This window comes from Thermoflavimicrobium dichotomicum (genome assembly GCF_900114055.1).
Lineage (GTDB): Bacteria > Bacillota > Bacilli > Thermoactinomycetales > Thermoactinomycetaceae > Thermoflavimicrobium > Thermoflavimicrobium dichotomicum.
In genome coordinates, this window is sequence record NZ_FORR01000009.1 from 94,643 (window position 1) to 117,149 (window position 22,507).

The window sequence follows — 22,507 nt, forward strand, 5'->3', positions numbered from 1 at the left end:
ATTTTGACGATTTTTTCACCACTTTTCTGCCCCAAGAGTTGTCAGAAAACGGGTGAATCCCTTGTGTACCAAGGGGTTTCGCGTTTGCGACGACCCCTTGGGATTTTTCCGAAGCACATGGTGTTCGCAAATACCAGATATTTACAAAACAGACGAAGGATGAATATAAAATCTTCTCAAAAAATAGTACTCTTTTTCATCCAAAAAAACAACCATGGATTTCAATCTATGATCATCCTTCGTCCATTCAACAGCCAAAAACAAAAAAGGATCCCTTCATTCAGATCTTCATCCTGAATAAGGGATCCATGCTCGTGATCTTTCTATTTTTTTTCTACTGCATGTCCACCAAACTCATTGCGCAGGGCGGCAACGACCTTGCCATGGAAGGTATCCTCTTCCAGCGAACGATAACGCATCATCAAAGACAACGCAATCACAGGGGTCGGTACCTGGAAATCGAGTGCATTTTCGACCGTCCATTTTCCTTCTCCGGAAGAGTGCATCACTCCACGGATGCTTTCCAGGCGCGGATCTTTTGCAAAGGCACGTTCTGTCAGTTCCATCAGCCAGCCACGGATGACGGAGCCGTTCGCCCATACCCGGGCCACTTCCTCATAGTTGAAGTCAAACGGACTTTTGTGCAGCACTTCAAATCCTTCAGCAATGGCCTGCATCATTCCGTACTCGATCCCATTGTGAACCATTTTGAGAAAATGACCGCTTCCGCTTTTTCCTGCATACAAATAACCTTTTTCCACTGAAATATCCCGGAAGATCGGCTCTACCTTTTCAAAAACTTCCTTATCTCCGCCGATCATCAGACAGGCTCCGTGACGTGCTCCTTCCATCCCACCCGATGTTCCTACATCCAGGAAATGAATTCCATGTTTGCGCAGACGATCTGCCCGTGCGATGGAATCTTTGTAATTCGAGTTACCCCCTTCGATCAGGATATCTCCCGGTGAAAGTAGCGGGGTCAAAACATCAATGATTTGATCAACAGTCTCTCCAGCCGGCACCATGAGCCAGATTACCCGTGGAGCTGGCAACAAGCCAACCAGCTCTTCGATGGATGAAGAGGGGATTGCTCCTTTTCCTGCCAATTCCTGTCTTGGTTCTTGATTGACATCATATACGACCACTTCATGCTGATGATCCAACAAGTTCAATACCAGGTTAAATCCCATTTTACCTAATCCGATCATGCCCAGTTTCATTTTCCTTCTGCCTCCTCTACCATCCTTTTACACAAACAGGTCAAGAACAAGGATGAGTCCCAATGCCACAACAGAGATAATCGTTTCAAGTGCTGTCCATGTTTGCAAGGTTTCCTTGACCGACATGCCAAAGTACTCTTTGATCAACCAGAAGCCCGAATCGTTCACATGGGAGAGAATCAATGAACCGGCCCCTGTCGCCAAAGTCAGCAATTCCAGATTCACTCCTGGCATGGTCGCGGCAATCGGCGCCACAATACCAGCGGCAGTCATCATCGATACGGTTGCTGAACCTGTTGCAACCCGGATCAATGCTGCAATCAGCCAGCCCAGAATAATGGGCGAAATCGCTGAATGTGCTGCCATTTCGGCAATTTGTTTTCCGATGCCTGATTCGAGCAATACTTTATTGAACGCACCACCTGCACCAATCACCAGCAGAATGGATGCCGTTGGTCCCAGGCATTCATTGGTAAAGGCCAGGATTTTGTCACGGGTAAACCCACGCGCATATCCCAAGGTGAAGAATGAAACAATAACTGCAATCAATAAGGAAATGATAGGATCTCCAATAAATTCGAGCGCTCCACGTAAACGGTCACCTTTGGGTAGCGAAAGAGTTGCCCAGGAAGAAGCGATCATGAGAAACACCGGTAATAAAATGGTAAACAAAGTAATGCCAAAGCCAGGCAAATCTTTTTCTTCTCTTTGTACAACTAACTGATCCCCTATTTCTTTGGGTACCTCTTTATGAATGCGGGATCCGATCCACTTTCCATATATCGGTCCGGCAATCGCTGCAGTAGGTAAACCAATGATCAGCGAATACAAGATGGTCAGCCCGACATTCGCTTTGAAAATATCGACTGCGGCCATCGCTGCCGGATGCGGAGGAACCAGTCCATGTACAACAGACAGTCCGGCAACCAAAGGAACACCGATTTTAATCAAAGACATGCCTGTTTGTCTGGCAATAGTAAAGACAAGCGGAATCAACAATACAAAACCTACTTGGAAAAAGACAGGAATTCCTACAATAAAGGCAACAAACATCATCGCCCAGTGAACACGCTGCTCACCAAAGCGATTTATCAAGGTTTTGGCAATTCGTTCAGCTCCACCCGATTCAGCCATCATCTTACCAAGCATGGTGCCAAGTGCCAAAACGATCGCCAAAAATCCAAGGGTGTTTCCCATTCCCTCTTTAATGACCTTAATAATCTGCTCCAGTGACATTCCTGTGGCCAGGCCAACCCCGACCGCAGTCATAATGAGGGCGACAAAGGGATTCACTTTTAACCATGTAATCAGTAAGAGCAAAACGATGATCGCCGCAATCACCATCATGATCATGCCCATGATATAAAGCCTCCTCTCGCTCTAAAAACGGCCTTCTGTCTGAAATTTCGCCAGCAGTTCAAATTCATCTTTCAACTTGTGATAGACTCGTTCATACATATAAAACATTTCCATATACACTTCGGTGTTCTCTATGTGTGGTTGATGACGGTGAGAAATCCGGATCCAATCCTTGACCTCTTTCAGTTCCTTCATCTCACCCAATGCATATAGCGCCAGTGCTGCCGCCCCCAAAGCCGATGCCTCATGGCTCTCCGGTACCAACAGCTCCCTGCCCATGACATCCGATAAAATCTGGCGCCATGTCGGTGACTTGGCAAAACCGCCAGAAGCTCGAATGTCTTTGGCTGGGCCTACCAAATCATGCAAGGCTACGCCTACCGACAAAATACTGAAAATGACTCCTTCCAATACGGCACGGATAAAATGCTCCCGTTTGTGATGCATGCCAATCCCAAAAAATACGCCTCGCGCATTGGCATTCCAGTACGGTGCCCTTTCTCCGCTCAGGAAAGGCAAAAATAAAAGGCCTTCTGAACCGGCTGGCACCTTTTCAGCATATTGGATGATCAAATCATAGGGATCGATGCCCAATTTTCTGGCCACTTCGATTTCAGGAGCAGCAAATTCATCTCTTAGCCAACGCAACAAAATGCCGCCATTGTTCGTAGGGCCACCAATCACCCAGTGACGATCCGTTAACGCATAACAGAATGTGCGTCCTTTTTCATCCGTTCTAGGGCGGTCTGTAACCGTGCGAATGGCTCCACTAGTACCAATCGTGACCGCGATTTCTCCATCTTCGATCGCTCCGACACCAAGATTGGCGAGTACACCATCACTTGCCCCCATCACAAACTTCGTATCTGAGCGCAGCCCCATCTGAATCGCCAGATGTTCATGAAGCCCTGTCAATACATGGGTGGTTGGCACGATGGTTGACAGCTGCTCGGATCGAATCCCCAATTGCTGAAGAACTTTTTCATCCCACTGCCGGTTTTGCAAATGAAACAGGCCCGTCGCCGAAGCGAGTGATTCATCCACCACAAACTGGCCAAAGAGACGGTAAACCACATATTCCTTGATGGAGACAAATTTGGCCGCTTTGGCAAACAGATCCGGTCTTTCCTCCTTGAACCATAGAATCTTGGTCAAAGGAGACATGGGATGAATCGGGGTACCCGTACGCAGATAAATCTGGTGTCCATCCCATTCGGTTTTGATCTTTTCCGCTTGCCGAACACTCCGATTGTCTGCCCAAATAATGCTCCGCGTGATCGGTTTGGCATCCCTGTCCAATAAAATAAGCGAATGCATGGCACAGCTCATACCCACTGCCAAAACCTGATCCTGGCTCGCATTCGCCTTCCTGAGTGCATGCCGGATACTATCGATCACCGCTTGCAGAATCTGCTCCGGCTCCTGTTCAGCCCAGGCGGGTTGTGGATGAATGAGCGGATAATCCACCGCATGCTTGCCTAAGATGACACCCCCCTTTCCAAATACAACTGCTTTCGTACTGGTAGTGCCTATATCTAAGCCTACTGCGACTTGTGAATCTTGCATAATCATCCCTCTGTTTCTTGCACATTCATTGCTTTCATTGTAACCGTTTCCAGAAAAATTATATGAAAAAAATTTTTATATAACAAGTATATTTGAGAAAAAAATTTCTGTATATATATGGTAACATGCAGAAATAAAAAAGTTAGATCCCAAAGGAATAAGGATTCATCCCTTCGATCTCCAACAATCTCCAGTTATAACCGTTTTTCAGCGATCACTTGTCGGATCTTTTGCAGACAGTCCAGTGTTTCTTCTGGACGTACCAAAGAGATGCCCACAAAGAGGGTATCAATCATGCTCAGCTGGGCTATTCGTGCCGCCATCGCTTCGGAGCGGAAATATGTTTCCCGGGCAGCGGTATACAATGTGACATCCGCCAACTTGCTCAGTGGCGACTTTCGGTAACTGGTAATCGCAATGACATGGGCTCCGGCTTTTTTCGCCACCTGACACGCATGCAGGATGTCTTTGTTGCTTCCGGAGTGGGAAATCCCCACAACCACGTCCCCTGGATGAAGCAGTGACGCCGACATCACCTGCATATGGGAATCCGTGTGAGCAATGCAAGCGATTCCGGTCCGCATGAATTTATGGTAAGCATCAATGGCAATCGCCCCTGATCCACCTGTGCCGTAAAATTCGATCCGCTTTGCTTCTTTCAGCAAAACGACCGCCTGCTCCAATGATTCCATATCCAGTACCTGCAGTGTATCCGACAGGCTGGCAGCATTGGTCTGAAACACTTTCCGCGCCACTTCCCTGATGTCATCATCAGCATGTACTTCTTCATGGATGTTTTGTAGCGGTTCCTGAATAATTTCCTGGGCCAGAGCAATTTTCAGCTCCTGATACCCTTTGAACCCCAGCTGTTTACACAGACGAAAAATCGTGGCCTCCGCACAACCCGTCACTTCGGCCAATTGACTGATGGACAGGTTCACCACATCCCCCGGATGTTCCAAAATATGTTGGGCGATTCCCTGCATTTTTTCAGACAAATGAGGATAGGCCGCACGAATCCGGGCAAGTCCACCGTTTCGATGCTGCTTGGCCATCGGGTTCACCTCCGTTCTTTTTTTAACCCTATCATAGCAGAGAACAGGATCGATTTCATGAAGAGGGACGTAATCAAAAAAACAGCCGACTTCACATAAAGTCGGCTGTCTAGGAACCTCTTTCAAATCCTCTATAAGAGGTGTTATTCCATTGTTACCGCCGGTGCCCCTAGGCCTTGTTATTTCTGGCTTCCAGAGACCGTTTGCGAACACCTCCCGATTTTGACGATTTTTTCACCACTTTTTTGCTCCAAGAGTTGTCAGAAAACAGGTGGATCCCTTGTTTATCAAGGGGTTTCTCGTTTGCGACGACCACCTGTATCATATTCGACTCCAAAAACAGAATATTGCACCCATCGACCATTGTTTTCAATAACTTGAATACCCGATTTCTCCGTTTATGATCCTCAAACAAAAATTTACAGAACTTATCGAAAAAATTGAGCGCTGTGGTCAATCCCCGCCAAATTTTTTTAACTTTTGATGTAATAAAAACGTAGTTTGTTCCTGCTTTCTCAGGCGCTAATCCATTAATGATATAATTTCATCCTGTTGATCTCGGCGCTCTACGATCAGCGTTAACACGTCCTGAACATCTTTTAGTCGCCGCCAATCTGTTCAAAGCCATGACCTATCTTGTCGTCCATTAATTCTATGCGCTCATAAACATTGTTGAATTCGTTCCTTAATCGGTTTTCCATTCCATCCAACAATGATTTAAGTACAACATAGCCTGCTTCTGCTTTATCATCTACAGATGCCGCACTCTCTTTTGCTGCTTGAACTTCTTCCCTTGTAACCATATTTGCTTTTAAGTGGTCAATGTCCGACTGCATTGTATTTAATTTTTGTAAAATAAGGTCCAGCTTATCATTATCGCTCATTCCGTACTCCTCCCTTTGCCATAGTAAATCAATCTATCATCATTAGCGGTATTTGTTTTTTCGTGCCTCTACAAATGCTTTTTTCCATTCTTCATCACTAGGGAAACCCAAACTATCAATTGCAAAAATTACAGCAATATTAACAATCTCAACGAGAGTATTTTCTTGAAGAGCAGAAAAATAAACATTTATATCAAAATCATTCCCATTGTGGGGTATTACTTGAACCTTATCAACTCCATAGACTGATGAAATAAGTGCAGCGAATTCATAGGCTTCCTTTCGATCACGGGCGCTAATGGTTGTGCTACGCACAGATACCAGCTCCTTTTTAGGATCATAGCTTCAGTATACACTATTTTTTCAATAAATTGGCAATATATATTTTTTTTATAAAAAAATAATACGGAGCTGTTGCCGCTGTAGCTCATAGTATTCTTACATTACTATCTGTTAAAGAATATGACTTCTTATATTGAATTTCGAGCCTACTTCTATGAAGAAAAAAAGCGGACATCCATTGTCAGTCTTAGTCTATCAATCCTCAGAGAGAGGTGTAATCCATTGTGATTCAGATTTTCAACGACATAATATGGAACATAAGACCTTTCAATCCTCATATAGAGGTGTATACCATTGTTACCGATGCTCCTAGGCCTTGATATTTCTGGCTTCCAGAATCCTTTTGCGAACACCTCCCGATTTTGACGATTTTTTCCCCGTTTTTTCGTCCCAAGAGTTGTCAGAAAACGTGCGAATTCCTTGTGTACCAAGGAGTTTCCCGTTTGCGACGACCCCCTGGGATTTTTCCGAAGCACATGGTGTTCGCAAATGCTAGATATTTCCAAAATCAAATGTACTGCTTCTGCTGTCTCTATTCAGATGCAAGAGAATATGGGGAAGTTAATATTATCAATTTATTACCTATAAATGTTAAAATAAATAAAAAAAGGAAAATTTGATATTTACTTTCCTGAATTGTGAGAATATAATAATAAATAGGTAACCGGTTACTAATTTTTTTGGAAGGCGGTTGATAAAAGTGAAAAAAGGTGTTGCTTTTCTAGCTGCCGTATTTGTTTTTATGCTTTCAAGTGTGTCAGTGTTTGCTGAAGCTGCATCAGCAAGTATCCATTATGGAAAACGTAGTGCTACATCTGGACCAGTCTATCTGGATGCTGGTCATAAGCTCCGTATCCAGGTATCTAACGATGGTTCAAGTGAAAGTGCTGTATACTACGAAGTGTATTCTGGCTGGAACAATACTAAGGATTATGGTACAGTTGCTCCTGGTGGAAGGGTCGATAAACTCAAAGGTCTGCCAGTGGGTGAGTATCGGATTTATATCAAGTGTAAGCATGGTGATCGCTGTAGAGCACGTGCTACCATCAGTGACTAATCTCTTTCTTTCTAACTAAAAAGAACAGAAGCTCCTTCCTGCATGAACATCAGGAAGGAGCTTTATTTGTGATAAAAGAGACGAGGATGGCTCAAAAGGTACGAGTCATCCTCATTTTTATCGTGCTCCCAGCATGGGCACATTCTATCAGGTACATCATGCTGGATTGACTGGAAAATGTACAAAAAAACGTAGACACGGTTATGTTCGCTATGCCGATGACAGCACAATTTTTATGTAAAAAGCCGGAAAGCAAGCGAATGGAATATGCCATCAGGCTTTGAAATCGATGATTTACTTTTCCTTTTCCTTTTTCAAAACAAAAGTGAGGCTTGCGCCTTTTTCGGTTAAATTGATTTCTTTTGTTACTGGTTGATAACCTTCTTTGGCAATTTTGATCTGATATTTTCCAATGGGCAAGCTCCATTGAAACTTGCCTTTTTCGTCAGTTACCTTCCCGATTTCAGGTAGAGAAACCTGGAATTGGGGAATGGGTTCGACCGCTGCTTGTGCCACGGGTTGACCCTGTTCATCTGTAACGGTTCCCTGCAGGAGACCTTGTTCTTTAGAAGGAACTGGAGATGGCGGTGATTCATTTTTTGTACAGCCTATTGGGAACAGGAAAAGCAGAGTGCCAAGGATGAGAGTAAACACTCTTTTTTTAAACATAATCAGACCCCTTTTAAGAAAATGAAAGGGATTTCTTATGATAAGAATGCTGGAGAGATATTTCCCGGGATGAAAAAGTTTTTTGTCTGATATGTATTCATGTGCTACAGGAAATCCCTTTCAATCTATTATTATTATTTTTTCCAATTCATGAGGTTGTCAAAGACATCTTTGGTAATCCGGGTTCCGTAGTTATGTCCATCTTTGAAAAGGCCTGTTCCATATGCGTGTATGGCAATTCCACAGGGGCCATTGCACTTTGAGTTGTATGTTTCATAGACTGGAGAGCCGCTTTGTCCTCCTTCTGTGTCATTTTGATAACCAAGTTGCCGTGCTTTGGTTTTTCGAATTTGATCCTTATGTTGCCACATGGTTTGCCCTTTTCCAGCGGGATAACCAGCGATATTTTCCTTGATGCCAGTCAGACTGGCAGATTGCCATCGAAAACCAAACCAGCCTACACTATTCCCAAGAGGGCGATCCAGTTTTATGGCACCGTAATCATACCTTGGGTCTCTATCTTGGGTCCAACCTTTCACAGTATATAGATGAGATGCATTGGCATAGCCATAAGGCGCACTGGATCCATTCCGTCCGGGATAAATTTTAGCCCAAGGGATCCAACCAGATAATCCGTCTTTTGGCGAGACATTATAAAGACAGTGACCAGCGGTTACAATCGTATCTGGACTGATAAACCACCCCGTACAAACAAAATTCTTAGGCAGTTGGATATAAGCGATGGCCCGATAAGGATAGGCTTTGGTATTGGTCACTTTGGTTCGGTTATCTTTACCGATGACTGAATAAGTGGTCACCGTTTTTTCGAAACCCACAAAAGAGGTTTCTTGCATCGGTTGAGTTTTCCCTGTTCCTGTATAACCGGGCGAAACTGTTTGCGAGCTGTATATGGTGGGTTTCTTCTGCACTGTTACCTGTTTGGTTTTTAGATCTACAGAGATCGAGGTGTGTAAATCCGATTCTGCTGTAGATGCATTCGTTTGAATGGGAGAAACCAAACCAAACAAGCTCAGGCTGACCAAAGCACAGGTAAGAAAAAATGCATGAAGTTTCTTCATGAATTACCTCTCCCTCTAGCATCTTATTTACTCTAGACGAAATTAATAACCTGCAATGGGTTTATCTTTTTGTTGTCTAATTATTGATCGAAATATTCTTTTAATTAGTCCGTTCACCTCCAGAATCTATTTAGTTTAAGAAAATTATACTATATTCTTACTAATTTTACTACACTAAATAGTTTGTTTTTTTAATTTTTTATATGAAATGTCTGCAAGCGGTGCATACCGGACGCATTATACAATAAAAAAGATGGGTTACTGGCCCATCTTTTTTTCTTTTTAGTTTATCATTTTTGTTTTGAAAAAAGTGGAGGTACATGAACACTTTCACCATAACTATGTGGATTTTCATCCTGATGTAGAAATGATATTCATTTATTCCCAATCCTCGGATAGAGGTGTAATCCATTGTTACGCGATGATTTGGCGTTGTGGTGGGAATAGAGCTTCCCACTTTCAATCCTCATATAGAGGTGTGATCCATTGTTACAGCCGTTGCCCTGAGGCCTTGATATTTCTGGCTTCCAGAGGCCTTTTGCAAACACCTCCCGATTTTGACGATTTTTTCATCATTTTTTCGCGCCAAGAGTTGTCAGAAAACGGGCAAGTCCCTTGCGTACCAAGGGGTTTCGCATTTGCGACGACCCCTTGGGATTTTTCCGATGCACATGGCGTTCGCAAATACCATTTATTCCCAATAGACTGTCAATTGCTCTTATTAGAAAATACTATCCTTTTCTTGCTTGAAATGCAAGCATGAAAAACATTATGTAAACTGCTCAAAATAATCGGTGTCGATTCGTTTGATGACAAATCGCTTGGCTTCCACCACGCCTACATTATAGTCGATCATCAACTCTGCCAGTTTTTCTCCATCAATCAATACGATATGATAACTGGACCGTTCGGCAGCCTGAATGGCACTGGAAGTAAAAGAGGAGGTGGTGATGAATACACCCCGATCTGCATTTTTGGTGGACAAGGCTCCACAAAACCGGTTGATTTCGGGGCTTCCTACAGGCTTTTCCCATCGTTTCGCCTGAATATAGATTTGCCTGAGCCCCAAACGGTCTTCCTTGATCACTCCATCAATGCCGCCATCTCCGGTACCGCCCACAACCTGTCCGGCATCCTGTTGTGAACCGCCATATCCCATCGCCAGGAGCAAATCGATCACCAGTTGTTCAAAAGCGTTAGGTGAACATTTCATCACCTGCTCCAATACTTCTTCAGCCAGTTGTTTTCTGACCAGCTTATAGTTTTCACTTAACATCTCTTCAGGCGTGGTCGAGGTCTGATTCATTTGATGATCGGATTCGGTGTTTTCACTATTGTTGATAAATGAACGAAAGGATTTGAAACGCGATAAATACTGAATATTCATTTCCTCTGGCTGTTGTTTTACGACTCTGGCTCCCTGGGCAGTCAGCTTGAGAAACCCCCGTTTCGGACTTTCGACCAGCTCTGCTTTTTTCAAGTAAAACACGGCCCAGCTCACCCGATTGTTAAAAACGGATTGCTTGCCACTGGGGATCAGTTTTTTTCGTTCTTTCGCTGAAATATTTAATTCTTTGGCGATGAAGTCCCTTACTTCATTTAAACTATGCTCTTTTTTGTCTGCGATCGCTTTTAATACGGGCCACATAAACTTTTGATAGTCTGGAATCATGTTCATCTCACCTAAGCTGTAAAGAAAAGTATATACCAATCAGCTCGTTGACAAAGTTTTCGTTATTGTCAACGACCTCAATTTCTCTTTGCTATTGTAGCATAGGATGGTTGAAAAAGTGACTGGAATCATTGAATTTATGAATGGATAGCAAAAATTTGTATCTTGCCACAAAAAGGACCAAAAAATCCCCTGCCTGATCGACGAAAGCAGGGGACACAGATTTTTACTCATTGGAACCTGATGACTCTTTTCTTCACATCTGGGTTTTCTCCTGTTTACGCCCGTTTGCGCAATGTTTCTCTCCAACTATTGGCAAGGAGTTCGCAGGCAGCCAGTTTTGCCGCAGCTTCACGATCATCTTTCCGGAAATGCATGATCTGGTTACATACTGCAATCGTCCACTCTGGACAAGACCGCTCCAGCAAGACAACGCTCTGCCCTTTTTCTACATATCCTTCCTGCAGAACCCGGAAGTACCATCCGGTTCTGCCCTTATTCTGGATCTGAAGAGCCAGATCCTTGATTTTCCATAATCGTGCCGGTTTCCAGCAGGGTAGTCTCGGCTGTGAAACCTGGACAATGGCTTCACCAATTTGATAGATATCTCCAATACACACGGTTTCTTCCGTTTGACCCTGGATGGCAAAGTTTTCTCCCAATGCTCCCAGTCTGAAGTCGAGTATGTCCAATTCGTTTTGCCATAATGGATAATGGTCACTGGAATAAGCGAGAACCGCTTTATCCGGACCGCCGTGATGTTTGAGATCAGCCTGGCCATCACCTGTGAGATTGGTTTTCCCCAGCCAGACTTTCCCTTCAACGGGATGCTTGACAATGCCGCTTTCCCACTGACTCTCCATCGGATCTTTGGCGTCTTTCTTTCCCAGTATCTGTGGTCTGCCTACAAGGATCATTTCTACAATGGCTTTGCTCGTCATGATGTTCTCCCTCATGATTTTGATGATGGAATCATTTCCTATCTATATAGTATATTTCCCATTCGATCAACATGAACGAATCAAAGGCGTTGGCAAAAAGGCTCCAGCCTGGTTTGTCCCAATCCCCAGGCTGTTTTATAACCAAATCCCATGAGCGATCCATATACGGCCAGAATCCACAATCGCTCCTGTTCTTCGGGCGGCAAGGCCTTCAGATTGAGGGTCAGTTTTCCGCGAAAACCAATCACATTGAACTTGCCAAAATCCACCCGCTCTGTCGTAAACGAGGCATATTCAATCCGGATCTTTCGAACCCATGTTTCAATATCACTGCGGGAAAGGACCTGTCCTTCACACATTTCCAGTACTTTTGTAGCGCTACTGAAAAGACGAACCAGCTCAGGCAGTGGATAATAGTTTCCTTGCTGATAAAAGGTGGTGGGTGTTACAAATTTGAGTGTAAATTTGGGCGTAAACTGCCGCATGATTTCTTCTTTGGCAAACAGCTGGGTATGGATTTCTTGTACAGTCCCCTGCCAATCGATCAAATCGATGCTGGAATCCAGTAACAACCGCTTTTGCAGACTGTGGATCACTTCCCGGGCAGGAGAATGAATGAAGATCATATCTGAGTCGAGATACACTGAAAATGCCTGTCTCTCTTTTCCATCATGCAGACGCTGGGATAATTCCGGATTTACCCGCTGAATCGCTTCCAGGATGAACGCATGCAGTCTCCGGGCCAAAATCCCGGGACTCTCCAAACGGGCCTGAGGCCGTACATGGAGATGCAATCGATAGATGCCACTGTGTTCCTGATTCTTTTCCATTTACTGCAACTCCCTGTTTTGCTCTCATTCCAATCATAAAACCAAAACATCATTTTAGCTAATTTGTTGACAACTTTCCGATATATGCCGGTTTTTCTTTTTTCGTTTCACTCCTGCTCAATAAAAACGAGCAATAAGTCGTTCAACTGGAAAAGGAAAACCGGGTTGGTCAACGATCCCACTAAAAAATCATTCTGGCCATGGAATTTCGGTGATTTCCCTCTGGATATCCACTTTTACATTCAATTTTTCAAATAATTTAAAGTCTGTGAGCTGAAAAAGCCGTTCTACTTTCTTCGCTTCATACGTATTTTTATCTACCCAAATTTTTTCATCATAAAAAAACTTTTCAGCGCTGCCAGGATCCACCCGAAAACTTTGAAAACGTTTTACCTGACCAGGATCAGAAAGCTTAAGCTGTAACACATAATTATTGCCTTCTTCGGTAGCGGTTACTTGTCCAAGATATGTTTTCATCCGGTTCAGCACAACCTTGGGATGCTCATTCAATTCATAAAAACAACCTTCTAATTTATGCCATGTTTGATAACCGGGATCTTTCTGAAAACGGTTGATACACTGACCATTTTTGCTATATAACTCCTGGGACGTTCCCACTTCCTTATAGTAATAGTTCTTGCTGTCGATATAACCCATATTCATCACAAATTTGCTCTCCGCCTGAGTACCAATCGGTGTTATAAGCTCCCGAAACTGATCCATATAGATTTGGATGCCTTTTAAGCTGTTTGCTTTTTTAAGTGCTTTTTCCACCACTTCCAATGCTTTGCCCACGCCACTTTCTTCCCCATGGATGGAAGCTGGCATGGAAAATATCCCCATCACAGCGAATCCCAACGCAAGCCATCTTTTCATCCCTTTTCGCATGGATACTTTTCTTCCTTTCATCGATTTACTGACCGGGTACCTTGATCTCGCTGATTTCCCCAAGCACCTCTGTCGTTAATTGCAGTTCTCCGGATGAGCATATGATGGTTTGTTCCATTCGCTTCACCCGATGATTCTTTTTATCAATCCAGACCTTTGCTTTCCATGATTTAGGAGTCGTGCCATATTCGCTGTTTTGCCTTAACCACGTCTGAATATCGGACTCAATCAGACTCAGATCGGTAAAAGTAGCTTCAAGGATATATTCATACGACAGTTCCTGTAATTGTGTCCCCGGCGTTTGCCCAAGGACTTCCAATAACCGTTTTGGATCTTGAAGTCCCAGCTTGATTTGGCAATCATGGAAATCATACCATTGGTTATCTCCAACGTATTTCCCCATACAGATATAACCCTTCCGATACATTTCCATCTGATCCCAACGATGATAAAAGTTTTGCTCGTCAATATATTTCATTTCTTCCTGGCTTGTTGCTTGATCCAGCTTTACATTCGATTTCAAATAAATTCCTTTCATGAGACGCATAGACTCTTTTGCTTTCTGGATTACCTCGCTTTTTTCAGAAGCGCCTTGAGTCGGTGGGTTCGACTTCGGATCATTGCCTGGTGGCTTGACTGGTGCTATCCCATTCGGATCCGTAACCCATTGATATCCCACATAGCCCATTCCACCCAAAAGAATGATCGCGATCACACCGAGCATAAACGCAAAAGACCAGGGCACTTTTTTCGTCTCGTCGATGGATGAAGGTGGGGATTGGAGATCCTTTTCCTTCTCTTTTGGTGGTGGGGTAGGCTCGGGACTCACCTCGGGTTCTGTAGGTTCTGTCATCCCCTGACCGAGATTCGCAAGCGCTTCCAACATTTCCTCTGCCGACTGATACCGCTTGGCCGGATCTTTGGCCATCGCTTTTTGGATCACTTGACAGATCCCCATCGGTATATCTGGATTGATCTTGCGTGGATCGGGAATGGGCTCTTCGATATGTTTGAAGATAATCGCCACGTATTCTTCCGCATTATAAGGCAACTGTCCGGTCACCATCTCATATAGAATCACGCCCAGCGCGTATATGTCAGCGGTATAGTGCACTTCTTTTCCCCGATACCGTTCAGGCGCCAAATAGTGAACCGTTCCCAATGTATTCCCGGTTCGGGTGAGTTCGGTACCGGAAGTCAGCAATCGAAGCAAGCCAAAGTCAGCCACTTTCCATCCGATATGTTTATCCAGCATCAAGTTTTGCGGTTTCAGATCACGATGAACCACTCCATTTCGATGTACTTCAGCCAATCCTTTTAATATCTGGGTGATGATTTGAATCGCCTCTTCTGCCGATAGCGGGGCATGTTCTTTTAAATATTGCTTTAAAGTTGGGCCTTGGATCAGTTCCATGACAATATAATAAAGGTCCCCGTCATTTCCCATATCCAGAATTTGAACCACATGGGGGTGGGATATTTTGGAGGTAACTTTCCCTTCCCGTTCAAACCGGCGGATAAACTCTTCATCTTCCCCCAATGATTCATTCATGATTTTGACCGCTACTTCCCGTTCCAATACCTTATCGATGCCACGATATACCTTCGCCATCCCTCCGCCGCCAATTTTCTCCATGATCTGATAACGGCCATTTAACAAAGAACCTTCCGTCTGAAAAGGACCATTTGTTGTTGACAAACCCTTGTCTATGGTTTGGAGAGAGGTTTTGGCGAGCTTTTCCAGAGCTTTACGCATTTCTTCTATCGATTGATACCGTTTTGCCGGTTCCTTTTCCAATGCTTTATTTATGACCTGGCACCATTCATCTGTTAATGCCGGATTGATCTGTTTGGGATCTGGTGCAGGTTCCTGAATATGTTTCAGTAAAATGGCTATATTTTCTTCGGCTTGAAAGGGAGTCTGTCCCGTCACCATTTCATATAGCATGACCCCCAGTGAGTATATATCTGAAGAAAAATGAACTGCCTCACCTTTGGCCTGCTCTGGTGACAGGTACTGAATGGTTCCGACCAGCATGCCCTGTTGTGTCAGACGGGTTTCGGAGGTGAGCAAATGGGAAACGCCAAAATCGGTGACTTTCCACCGCCCATTCACATGCAGCATGATGTTCTGCGGCTTTAAATCGCGATGAATCACCTCATGTTTGTGCACTGCCTCCATACCACTCAAAATCTGCAGCATGATTTCCCTGGCTTCAGAAAGGGAGAAAATGCCTTTTTCTCTCAGTACCTGTTTGAGGGTCGGCCCCTGGATCAATTCCATGACAAGATAGTAGATGTCATCTTCTTCGCCAACATCGTAAATATTGGCGACATGCGGATGTGTGACTTTCGCCATCACCTTGGCTTCCCGCATAAAGCGGCGAACAAATACGTCATCTTTGGTTCGATCCGGATCCATGACCTTCACAGCCACATATCGATCCAGGACCTCATCCATCGCTTTATACACTTTTCCCATACCGCCAATACCTAATAGTTCTATAATTCGATATCTTCCGCCCAGTTTTTGTCCTTCCATCTCTATCTCCTATCTGGATTTTTAATAAACAGATGAATGATACAATATATTTTATTTTAACAAATAAAAAAAACCAACTGCTTCATTTTTCTTTATTATTAATTGGTTTTAAAGAAAGGGATTTTCCCCCATCTGTTTAATCCGAATTAAAGAAAAATTAAAATACCTGTTGCCTGTAAAATACAGGCAACAGGTTAGCTAGGTGTTTTTTTGTCCCATCAATCGAGTTTAGAGCAAAATGTCTTGCCAGCTTAAAAATCACCAATCCAGTCTTGAACAATTTTCACTTCTTTCCGCTAGCTGATAAGAAATACACTACTCCATTCCGGCGTGCACTCACTTATTAATCCTGAAAAAACAATTCCAATACCTGCAACTCCTTCAAGTAAACCTCCTTTTATATATTTTTTCTGTCCTAACAAATCATAAAATCGAAAAGGTGCTTTTTCTTCATACATATCCAAAATCCGATCAATTAATTGATCTCGTTGAATCTTAAATTCTTCTCTTTGACTGTCGACATACATTTGCTGGGTTAACTGTACCAGACCTATTAGTCCATGACAAAAAGTTGGAGATTCAATATTCCATTTTTCTTGCGGACGATGAAATGTTGCTAAATAAGCTTCCACTGCGATTCTCTTAAAATTATCATCATTTAAAGCTTCTCCTGCTAACCAAATCGAACGTGCTACACCTGGCGATCCGTAACACCAAGCTTCACGGTGATAAGATAGATTAACCACACCTGATTGATGGTCTTCCCAACTTATGATATTCGGCCAATATAATCCATATTTATCAACTTGTTTCCATTGCAGAAGCCACATAGCAATTTTATGTATAGCTTCTTTCTGTCCTGAGACCTCTACTCCATGTAAAGAAGCTAAGGCCAGCAAAGCCAAAGGACCTGGAATACCATGTGAAAGACCACAGTTAAAGTAGCCATTCGGAAATTTTTCTCTTTCATGTAAAAATAAATTCTCAACTGGAACATACCATCCCGGAACAATCTGACCGTTTATTTCTCGATCTTGGCTTAATTGAACTAAATAAGAAAGAATCTCTTCAAGCGATTTTCTTATTGCTGGCTGGTCTTTATAAAATAACAAATAACGTCCAATTCCAGACCATCCAGAAATAGTGTCATAATCAGAGACTTTACTACCTTTATATAAACTAGCCATGGAATACTCCAATGTAGCACGATAATTTTCCAGATAAATTTCTTGAAGTTGGCTAATAAAATTGTTATATCGAGTTCCATCTCGAGATAACGCTCTTGCAGCCATGGCTATTCCTGTAATTCCTCCCCATAAAGAAAGAGAGTCAATCCCATATTCATGAATGGAATTTTGAATGGCAACCATATAATTATGGCCAACTTCATCCCACCCATCATCTGGAAAAAGACGATCTAATTCTCCCAAAAACAGGCAAATACCTGGATATCCCTCTCCTAAACTTAAGTCTTTCCAAGGAAAATATTCAACTCCTAGCTCTTTATGTTGAATCTTATTTTCTTCCGAACAAATTTTACTTTTTACATCTTGAGGATTTTTAAGTAAGGAACCAATCTCTAAAGCTATATTTTTCAATTTTTCTCGCCTTTCATTGCAATCAATCATTTCCCAATTGATTTGTCGCCTCAAGCCAATACCTCCCGATCTTTAGATCACCTGACAACTTCACTCATTGATTACTTGGTCTTTCTAAAATACTCTAAGTCACGTAATGTATGTCTAGCTAAAGTCATTATTTTCTTTTCTTTCTCACGGTCTGTACCGATTAATCGATTGAGATGTAAATGAATAACACTATGAATCAGATCGTTTACATCATTATACAATTCTCCCTCTTTCTCATATAATCGAACCATTTGACCATATTTACGAATGATATTGCTTCGCATTTTTAATAGAGAATAAACAATTTCACCTTCTACTTCATTACGCAAACCTTCCCAATCATTTTCAGAATCTCCCAGACGAAGGTACCATTTTCGATTCTTTCGAAAATCATCTCGATATTCTCTATGGTCTACAATTTGATCTAAAAAACGGAGTTGTTCTTCAGGTTTCAGCCCAAAATTTTCCAATATATCAATGATACTAATAACACCAAAAGATTCTTTGTCTATTCGAGATGCATTAAACCTTTGCATGTGGATCCATTCAGAAACAACTAGGCTATCTACTGAGAAACAGGTATTTCAGCTTGCCAATCAGCCCATTTATTTTCATGAGTTATTAGATAAAATACAAAAAAGCTATCCAGACGTACCTAAGGATACGATCTTTGATTTTTTATGGAATCTTTTTCGTCAGGAGTTTTTAATTAGTGAGTTGCGCCCACCCTCGTCCGCTGGTACCGCCAAACTGGACTGACCTAATTGTTCTATCTCTTCAGCTACTGCACTTGCAGCCTCGCTATTAATATCGTTGACACCAACATGAAAACCGTCTCTTGCCAAACGTAGCGCTATGGCCCGACCAATGCCACGACCGGCTCCTGTCACCAAAGCAACTTTCGACATAAATACCCCTCCCAGTCTTTGTTTTTTAACGTAAAACGAATTCCGGTGTATTTTCTCGTATAAAATCCATCTCTTGTCGAGGTGGTTTATATATGAATGGCCTGACCGGTGGCACTGAGTACCGCTTCATGAATGGCTTCGGAGAGTGTGGGGTGTGCAGCGATGAAATCTTCCATGGCATCGACAGTCATTTCCGCGTGAAGTATCATCGTTCCTTCTCCGATCAATTCGGTAGCATGCGCCCCCACAATGGAAAGACCGATAATCTCCTGAAATTCCGGATGAACGATGACCTTCACTTTGCCACTGATCTCTTGATGAATCAACGCTTTTCCGTTGGCTGAAAAAGGAAACTCACCAATACGGATATCTCCGTATTTCTCTCTGGCTTCTTTTTCTGTCAACCCGACTGCGGCGATCTCCGGCCATGTGTAAATACAGCGCGGAACTGCGCGATAGTTGATCGATTTCTCTTCCCCGCAAGCATTTGAAGCGGCCACCATTCCTTCATGGAAAGCCACATGTGCCAGTTGTATACCCCCAATCACATCACCACAGGCATATATGTGTGGCACATTTGTCTGCATCTGTTCATTGACTTCGATTCCCCGACTGGTATAACGAACACCGGCACGTTCCAGACCCAGCTCTTTTACTCTCGGTTTCCTTCCGATTGATACCAGAACAAGATCGGCCGTGATCTCTTGCATCTGCCCTTCTTTCTCAAAGGTTACCTTCTTTGTTTGACGGTCCGCTTGTTTAACGGTTGCCGCGGTGTGGATGACGACACCGTCTTTTTGCAATTGTTTTTGCAAAAGGGACGCCGTATCCGCATCTTCCTGCGGCAGGATTTGGCTGGCCGCTTCGATGATCGTCACCTTACTGCCCACCCGGCTAAATATACTGGCAAATTCACAACCGATCACACCCCCGCCAATAATGAGAAGGGATGTTGGAATCTCAGATAATTCAAGAGCCTGTTTGCTGTGGATGATCCATTGGCCGTCAAAAGGGGCAAAGGGCAATGCGGCCGGTTCAGAACCTGTCGCTATAATGATTCGCTCGGCCGAAATTTCCTCTTTCCCGTCAGCCGTTTCCACTTGCAGGCGTTGATCGTCAATAAACGTGGCTTTTCCGTTCACCACCCGGACTCGATTCTTTTTCATCAAATACCCGATTCCCATGACCAGTTTTTTTACCACTTTGTTTTTATACTGTTGCACCCGTTTCCAGTTAAGATGCACCTGATCCGAAGGTACCTCGATCCCGAAACGATCCGCATGCTTCAACTTTTCGTACACGTTTACACTTTCCAGTAAGGACTTGGTCGGCATACAACCTTCGTTCAAACACGTTCCACCCAGTTTCGCCTCTTCAACAAGAACCACCTGTTTCCCCAACCGGGCCGCCGTTATGGCAGCCACATAGCCGGATGGCCCCCCACCGATAATGGCTATGGTGCTCATGATTCACCCTCCCTTCTAAAACAGCAGACTGTAAGGTTGTTCGAGATAGCGTTTGACTGTTGCAAGAAACTGGGCTGCAGGGGCTCCATCCAGGACACGATGGTCAAAGGTCAAACTTAACGGCAACAAACTGCGGCGTTGCAAAGATTCTCCGATATAGACAGGTGCATCCTGAACGGCACCGACACCGAGAATTCCTGCTTCCGGCGGATTGAGTACGGGAGTGAACACTTCCACTCCATAGGCGCCCAGATTGCTGATGGTAAACGTCGATCCTTTCATATCCTCTGGACTCAATTGACCACTTCGCGCACGCAGTCCAAGGGATTGGATCTCTTTTGCCAGTTCGACGAGAGTCAGGCGTTCGGCATGGCGGATCACAGGAACCACCAGCCCATTTTCCAGGGCAACCGCAATTCCCAGATGCACATACGGATAGGTATAGATGCTGCCATCAATCCATGCACTATTCATTTGTTTATGCTGCTGCAGGGCGCATACAACAGCGCGGGCAATAAAGTGGGTGATGGTCAGTTTCAGTTCGTAACGGTTGTACACATTTTCTGCCGTTTGTTTTTGTAACTGGAGCAAATCACTTACATCTGTAGTCATGGTGAGGGAAAGCTGAGCACTCTGCTGCAAGCTTTCATACATGCGTGTGGCAATCACTTTTCTCATTCCGCTGACAACCTTGCGCTCTGTTGGAATAGAATCCTTCACGATTTCTTGTGCATAATCTGCCACGGCACTTTCCCTGGTTGCCAAGGATTTTCCCTGAATCGATGCAGCAGAAAGGCGCTCCCGGTCAGCGATTGCTTTTTCTACATCTTTCTTGGTAATACGCCCCTGTGGGCCTGTACCGACCAATGTATTGATATCCAGACCGGCTGCTTCTGCCATTTTACGGGCGACAGGTGTAATTTTCACTTTCCTTTTCTTCGTCGGTGGGATCGGAGTTGTCACTGATTGGACCGATTCGGCTGTTGCTGCCACTTGTTCGTTGGCAATTGAAGAAGTTTCACTTTTCTTTTCCGTTCCCACTTTTTCTCCCGGCTCGCCTATGTAACCGATCACCGTTCCGACCGGAACCACTTCACCGTTCGGAGCGACGATGTCCATCAGGACCCCGTCAGCGGGGGCTTCCACTTCCATTTCGATTTTTTCTGAACTGATGACGACGACGATATCCCCTTTTTTTACCGGGTCTCCCGCATTCTTTTTCCATTCGACAACGGTTCCTTCTTTCATTCCCATTCCGAGTTTCGGCATAATCACTTCACTGGCCATCTTTGGTCCCTCCTTTTTATATAAAGAGGTGAAGACCTTGCCTCACCTCCTGTCCTTCTCATCGATTGGCAACTGCGAGGATGGTCTCATCTCCGATCAGCTCGGAAACCGTTTGTATGACTTTCTCCGGTGTTGGCAAATAGAGGTCTTCCAGAACAGGCGAAAATGGTACAGGTGTGTGTGGTGCAGTAATTCTCTTAATAGGTGCATCCAGAAGATCAAACCCTTTGTCCGCAACGAGGGCGGCAATATCTGTAGCCATGCTGCAACGCGGGTTGGCTTCATCGATCACGATAAGGCGGTTCGTTTTTTCCACAGAAGCGAGAATGGTCTCTTCATCCAGCGGAGAGAGGCTGCGAGGATCGACCACTTCCACTTCAATTCCTTTTTTCGCAAGGATCTCTGCCGCTTCAAGAGCCGTGTGCACCTGCTTGCCAATGGCAACAATCGTGAGGTCCGACCCTTCCCGTTTGATATCTGCTTTGCCAAGCGGTATGGTATAATACCCTTCAGGCACTTCGCCTTTCATGTTGTAAAGGGTTTTATCCTCAAAGAAAACAACCGGATCGTTATCCTCGATCGATGCCAGGAGCAGTCCCTTGGCATCCGCCGGTGTGGAAGGAACGACCACTTTAATACCCGGGATGTGCGTGAAAAGCGCATACAGACTTTGCGAATGTTGTGCAGCTGCCCGAAATCCTGCGCCATGCATGGTACGGATCGTTAAAGGAACCTGCGCTTTGCCGCCAAACATGTAGCGTAATTTGGCACACTGATTCATGATCTGGTCGAGACAGGAGCCGACAAAATCGTTAAACATCAACTCGGCAATCGGTCGCAGCCCAGTCGCTGCCGCCCCCACGGCCGCACCAATAAAACCGGCTTCACTAATCGGGGTATCCAGAACGCGGTCACGTCCGAATTCCTTGACCAACCCTTTGGTAACGCCCAATACGCCTCCCCACGCTTCATCATCCTGCAGGTGATCCACTTGTGCTCCTCCAGCCACGTCCTCCCCCAGCAAAATCACGTTTTCATCCGCTCGCATTGCCAGTTTCATCGCTTCATTGATCGCATCAGAAAAACTTATTTTTCTGCTCATGTTTGACACCTC

20 protein-coding genes and 1 pseudogene are annotated in these 22,507 nt (G+C 44.2%); 2 read left to right on the plus strand and 19 right to left on the minus strand.

The window, feature by feature from the left end:
* Nucleotides 1-323: 323 nt before the first annotated feature.
* From gnd to BMZ78_RS10635, 6 genes are all read right to left on the minus strand, one after another.
* Nucleotides 324-1,220, minus strand: a complete 897-nt coding sequence (gene gnd, locus BMZ78_RS10610; protein WP_093230204.1) for a phosphogluconate dehydrogenase (NAD(+)-dependent, decarboxylating) — start codon at nucleotides 1,218-1,220, stop codon at nucleotides 324-326.
* A gap of 27 nt (nucleotides 1,221-1,247) precedes the next feature.
* Complete coding sequence (locus BMZ78_RS10615; protein ID WP_425263930.1) at nucleotides 1,248-2,573, minus strand: GntP family permease; 1,326 nt, start codon at nucleotides 2,571-2,573, stop codon at nucleotides 1,248-1,250.
* Between the two features lie 27 nt (nucleotides 2,574-2,600).
* Nucleotides 2,601-4,145 carry a gluconokinase gene (gene gntK / locus BMZ78_RS10620; RefSeq protein ID WP_093230207.1) on the minus strand — a complete coding sequence of 515 codons (1,545 nt, stop codon included), beginning with the start codon at nucleotides 4,143-4,145 and terminating at the stop codon, nucleotides 2,601-2,603.
* 194 nt (nucleotides 4,146-4,339) lie between these two features.
* A complete protein-coding gene (locus BMZ78_RS10625; protein WP_093230208.1) occupies nucleotides 4,340-5,200 on the minus strand; it encodes a MurR/RpiR family transcriptional regulator in 861 nt (286 codons plus the stop codon).
* Nucleotides 5,201-5,799: 599 nt separating this feature from the next.
* Entirely contained in the window at nucleotides 5,800-6,084 is a 285-nt protein-coding gene (locus tag BMZ78_RS10630) for a hypothetical protein (RefSeq protein WP_093230210.1), read from the minus strand.
* Nucleotides 6,085-6,126: 42 nt separating this feature from the next.
* Complete coding sequence (locus tag BMZ78_RS10635) at nucleotides 6,127-6,399, minus strand: hypothetical protein (RefSeq protein ID WP_093230211.1); 273 nt, start codon at nucleotides 6,397-6,399, stop codon at nucleotides 6,127-6,129.
* A gap of 727 nt (nucleotides 6,400-7,126) precedes the next feature.
* Between BMZ78_RS10635 and BMZ78_RS10645 the strand changes: the two genes are divergently transcribed.
* Nucleotides 7,127-7,483 (plus strand): hypothetical protein, encoded by a 357-nt coding sequence (locus BMZ78_RS10645; protein ID WP_093230214.1) that lies wholly within the window; start codon nucleotides 7,127-7,129, stop codon nucleotides 7,481-7,483.
* Between the two features lie 294 nt (nucleotides 7,484-7,777).
* On the opposite strand, the gene BMZ78_RS10650 is transcribed toward BMZ78_RS10645, so the two are convergent.
* The 9 genes and pseudogenes from BMZ78_RS10650 to BMZ78_RS10690 all read right to left on the minus strand — a co-directional run.
* Nucleotides 7,778-8,152 (minus strand): carboxypeptidase-like regulatory domain-containing protein, encoded by a 375-nt coding sequence (locus tag BMZ78_RS10650; RefSeq protein WP_093230216.1) that lies wholly within the window; start codon nucleotides 8,150-8,152, stop codon nucleotides 7,778-7,780.
* Nucleotides 8,153-8,286: 134 nt separating this feature from the next.
* Nucleotides 8,287-9,231, minus strand: a complete 945-nt coding sequence (locus BMZ78_RS10655) for a trypsin-like serine peptidase (RefSeq protein ID WP_093230217.1) — start codon at nucleotides 9,229-9,231, stop codon at nucleotides 8,287-8,289.
* 769 nt (nucleotides 9,232-10,000) lie between these two features.
* Complete coding sequence (locus BMZ78_RS10660; protein WP_093230219.1) at nucleotides 10,001-10,903, minus strand: restriction endonuclease; 903 nt, start codon at nucleotides 10,901-10,903, stop codon at nucleotides 10,001-10,003.
* A 278-nt stretch (nucleotides 10,904-11,181) separates the two neighbouring features.
* The gene (locus tag BMZ78_RS10665; protein WP_093230220.1) at nucleotides 11,182-11,844 is read right to left on the minus strand and encodes an MOSC domain-containing protein; all 663 of its coding nucleotides are present in this window, start codon (nucleotides 11,842-11,844) and stop codon (nucleotides 11,182-11,184) included.
* An 80-nt stretch (nucleotides 11,845-11,924) separates the two neighbouring features.
* Complete coding sequence (cas6, locus tag BMZ78_RS10670; RefSeq protein WP_093230222.1) at nucleotides 11,925-12,674, minus strand: CRISPR system precrRNA processing endoribonuclease RAMP protein Cas6; 750 nt, start codon at nucleotides 12,672-12,674, stop codon at nucleotides 11,925-11,927.
* Between the two features lie 189 nt (nucleotides 12,675-12,863).
* Nucleotides 12,864-13,502 (minus strand): hypothetical protein, encoded by a 639-nt coding sequence (locus BMZ78_RS10675; protein ID WP_139203310.1) that lies wholly within the window; start codon nucleotides 13,500-13,502, stop codon nucleotides 12,864-12,866.
* Between the two features lie 85 nt (nucleotides 13,503-13,587).
* Nucleotides 13,588-16,104 (minus strand): protein kinase domain-containing protein, encoded by a 2,517-nt coding sequence (locus tag BMZ78_RS10680; RefSeq protein WP_093230225.1) that lies wholly within the window; start codon nucleotides 16,102-16,104, stop codon nucleotides 13,588-13,590.
* 296 nt (nucleotides 16,105-16,400) lie between these two features.
* Complete coding sequence (locus BMZ78_RS10685; RefSeq protein ID WP_093230226.1) at nucleotides 16,401-17,756, minus strand: lanthionine synthetase C family protein; 1,356 nt, start codon at nucleotides 17,754-17,756, stop codon at nucleotides 16,401-16,403.
* A gap of 47 nt (nucleotides 17,757-17,803) precedes the next feature.
* Nucleotides 17,804-18,301, minus strand: a pseudogene (locus BMZ78_RS10690) (thiopeptide-type bacteriocin biosynthesis protein); the annotation flags it as partial.
* Between BMZ78_RS10690 and BMZ78_RS19585 the strand changes: the two are divergent.
* On the plus strand, nucleotides 18,267-18,491 hold the full coding sequence (locus BMZ78_RS19585; RefSeq protein WP_175482411.1) for a lantibiotic dehydratase: 225 nt from the start codon (nucleotides 18,267-18,269) through the stop codon (nucleotides 18,489-18,491). The pseudogene BMZ78_RS10690 and the gene BMZ78_RS19585 overlap by 35 nt on opposite strands.
* Here BMZ78_RS19585 and BMZ78_RS19370 read toward each other — a convergent pair.
* The 4 genes from BMZ78_RS19370 to BMZ78_RS10710 all read right to left on the minus strand — a co-directional run bounded on the left by BMZ78_RS19370 (nucleotide 18,428) and on the right by BMZ78_RS10710 (nucleotide 22,495).
* Nucleotides 18,428-18,640, minus strand: coding sequence for an SDR family NAD(P)-dependent oxidoreductase (locus BMZ78_RS19370; RefSeq protein WP_093230229.1), 213 nt, complete (start codon nucleotides 18,638-18,640; stop codon nucleotides 18,428-18,430). The genes BMZ78_RS19585 and BMZ78_RS19370 overlap by 64 nt on opposite strands.
* An 86-nt stretch (nucleotides 18,641-18,726) precedes the next feature.
* Nucleotides 18,727-20,106 (minus strand): dihydrolipoyl dehydrogenase, encoded by a 1,380-nt coding sequence (gene lpdA / locus BMZ78_RS10700; RefSeq protein ID WP_093230231.1) that lies wholly within the window; start codon nucleotides 20,104-20,106, stop codon nucleotides 18,727-18,729.
* Nucleotides 20,107-20,121: 15 nt separating this feature from the next.
* Nucleotides 20,122-21,393 carry a dihydrolipoamide acetyltransferase family protein gene (locus tag BMZ78_RS10705; RefSeq protein WP_093230232.1) on the minus strand — a complete coding sequence of 424 codons (1,272 nt, stop codon included), beginning with the start codon at nucleotides 21,391-21,393 and terminating at the stop codon, nucleotides 20,122-20,124.
* Nucleotides 21,394-21,451: 58 nt separating this feature from the next.
* Nucleotides 21,452-22,495: an alpha-ketoacid dehydrogenase subunit beta gene (locus tag BMZ78_RS10710; RefSeq protein ID WP_093230234.1), complete on the minus strand. Its 1,044-nt coding sequence runs from the start codon at nucleotides 22,493-22,495 to the stop codon at nucleotides 21,452-21,454.
* Nucleotides 22,496-22,507 lie beyond the last annotated feature (12 nt).

Bases quoted from the DNA above. Each gene is read 5' to 3' on its own strand.
- BMZ78_RS10650 (WP_093230216.1), bottom strand. From the start codon at position 8,152: ATGTTTAAAAAAAGAGTGTTTACTCTCATCCTTGGCACTCTGCTTTTC.
- BMZ78_RS10675 (WP_139203310.1), bottom strand. From the start codon at position 13,502: ATGCCAGCTTCCATCCATGGGGAAGAAAGTGGCGTGGGCAAAGCATTG.
- BMZ78_RS19585 (WP_175482411.1), top strand. From the start codon at position 18,267: ATGTGGATCCATTCAGAAACAACTAGGCTATCTACTGAGAAACAGGTA.
- BMZ78_RS10680 (WP_093230225.1), bottom strand. From the start codon at position 16,104: ATGGAAGGACAAAAACTGGGCGGAAGATATCGAATTATAGAACTATTA.
- BMZ78_RS19370 (WP_093230229.1), bottom strand. From the start codon at position 18,640: ATGTCGAAAGTTGCTTTGGTGACAGGAGCCGGTCGTGGCATTGGTCGG.
- BMZ78_RS10710 (WP_093230234.1), bottom strand. From the start codon at position 22,495: ATGAGCAGAAAAATAAGTTTTTCTGATGCGATCAATGAAGCGATGAAA.
- cas6 (WP_093230222.1), bottom strand. From the start codon at position 12,674: ATGGAAAAGAATCAGGAACACAGTGGCATCTATCGATTGCATCTCCAT.
- BMZ78_RS10630 (WP_093230210.1), bottom strand. From the start codon at position 6,084: ATGAGCGATAATGATAAGCTGGACCTTATTTTACAAAAATTAAATACA.
- lpdA (WP_093230231.1), bottom strand. From the start codon at position 20,106: ATGAGCACCATAGCCATTATCGGTGGGGGGCCATCCGGCTATGTGGCT.
- BMZ78_RS10665 (WP_093230220.1), bottom strand. From the start codon at position 11,844: ATGACGAGCAAAGCCATTGTAGAAATGATCCTTGTAGGCAGACCACAG.
- BMZ78_RS10660 (WP_093230219.1), bottom strand. From the start codon at position 10,903: ATGATTCCAGACTATCAAAAGTTTATGTGGCCCGTATTAAAAGCGATC.
- BMZ78_RS10625 (WP_093230208.1), bottom strand. From the start codon at position 5,200: ATGGCCAAGCAGCATCGAAACGGTGGACTTGCCCGGATTCGTGCGGCC.
- gntK (WP_093230207.1), bottom strand. From the start codon at position 4,145: ATGCAAGATTCACAAGTCGCAGTAGGCTTAGATATAGGCACTACCAGT.
- gnd (WP_093230204.1), bottom strand. From the start codon at position 1,220: ATGAAACTGGGCATGATCGGATTAGGTAAAATGGGATTTAACCTGGTA.
- BMZ78_RS10705 (WP_093230232.1), bottom strand. From the start codon at position 21,393: ATGGCCAGTGAAGTGATTATGCCGAAACTCGGAATGGGAATGAAAGAA.
- BMZ78_RS10655 (WP_093230217.1), bottom strand. From the start codon at position 9,231: ATGAAGAAACTTCATGCATTTTTTCTTACCTGTGCTTTGGTCAGCCTG.
- BMZ78_RS10615 (WP_425263930.1), bottom strand. From the start codon at position 2,573: ATGATCATGATGGTGATTGCGGCGATCATCGTTTTGCTCTTACTGATT.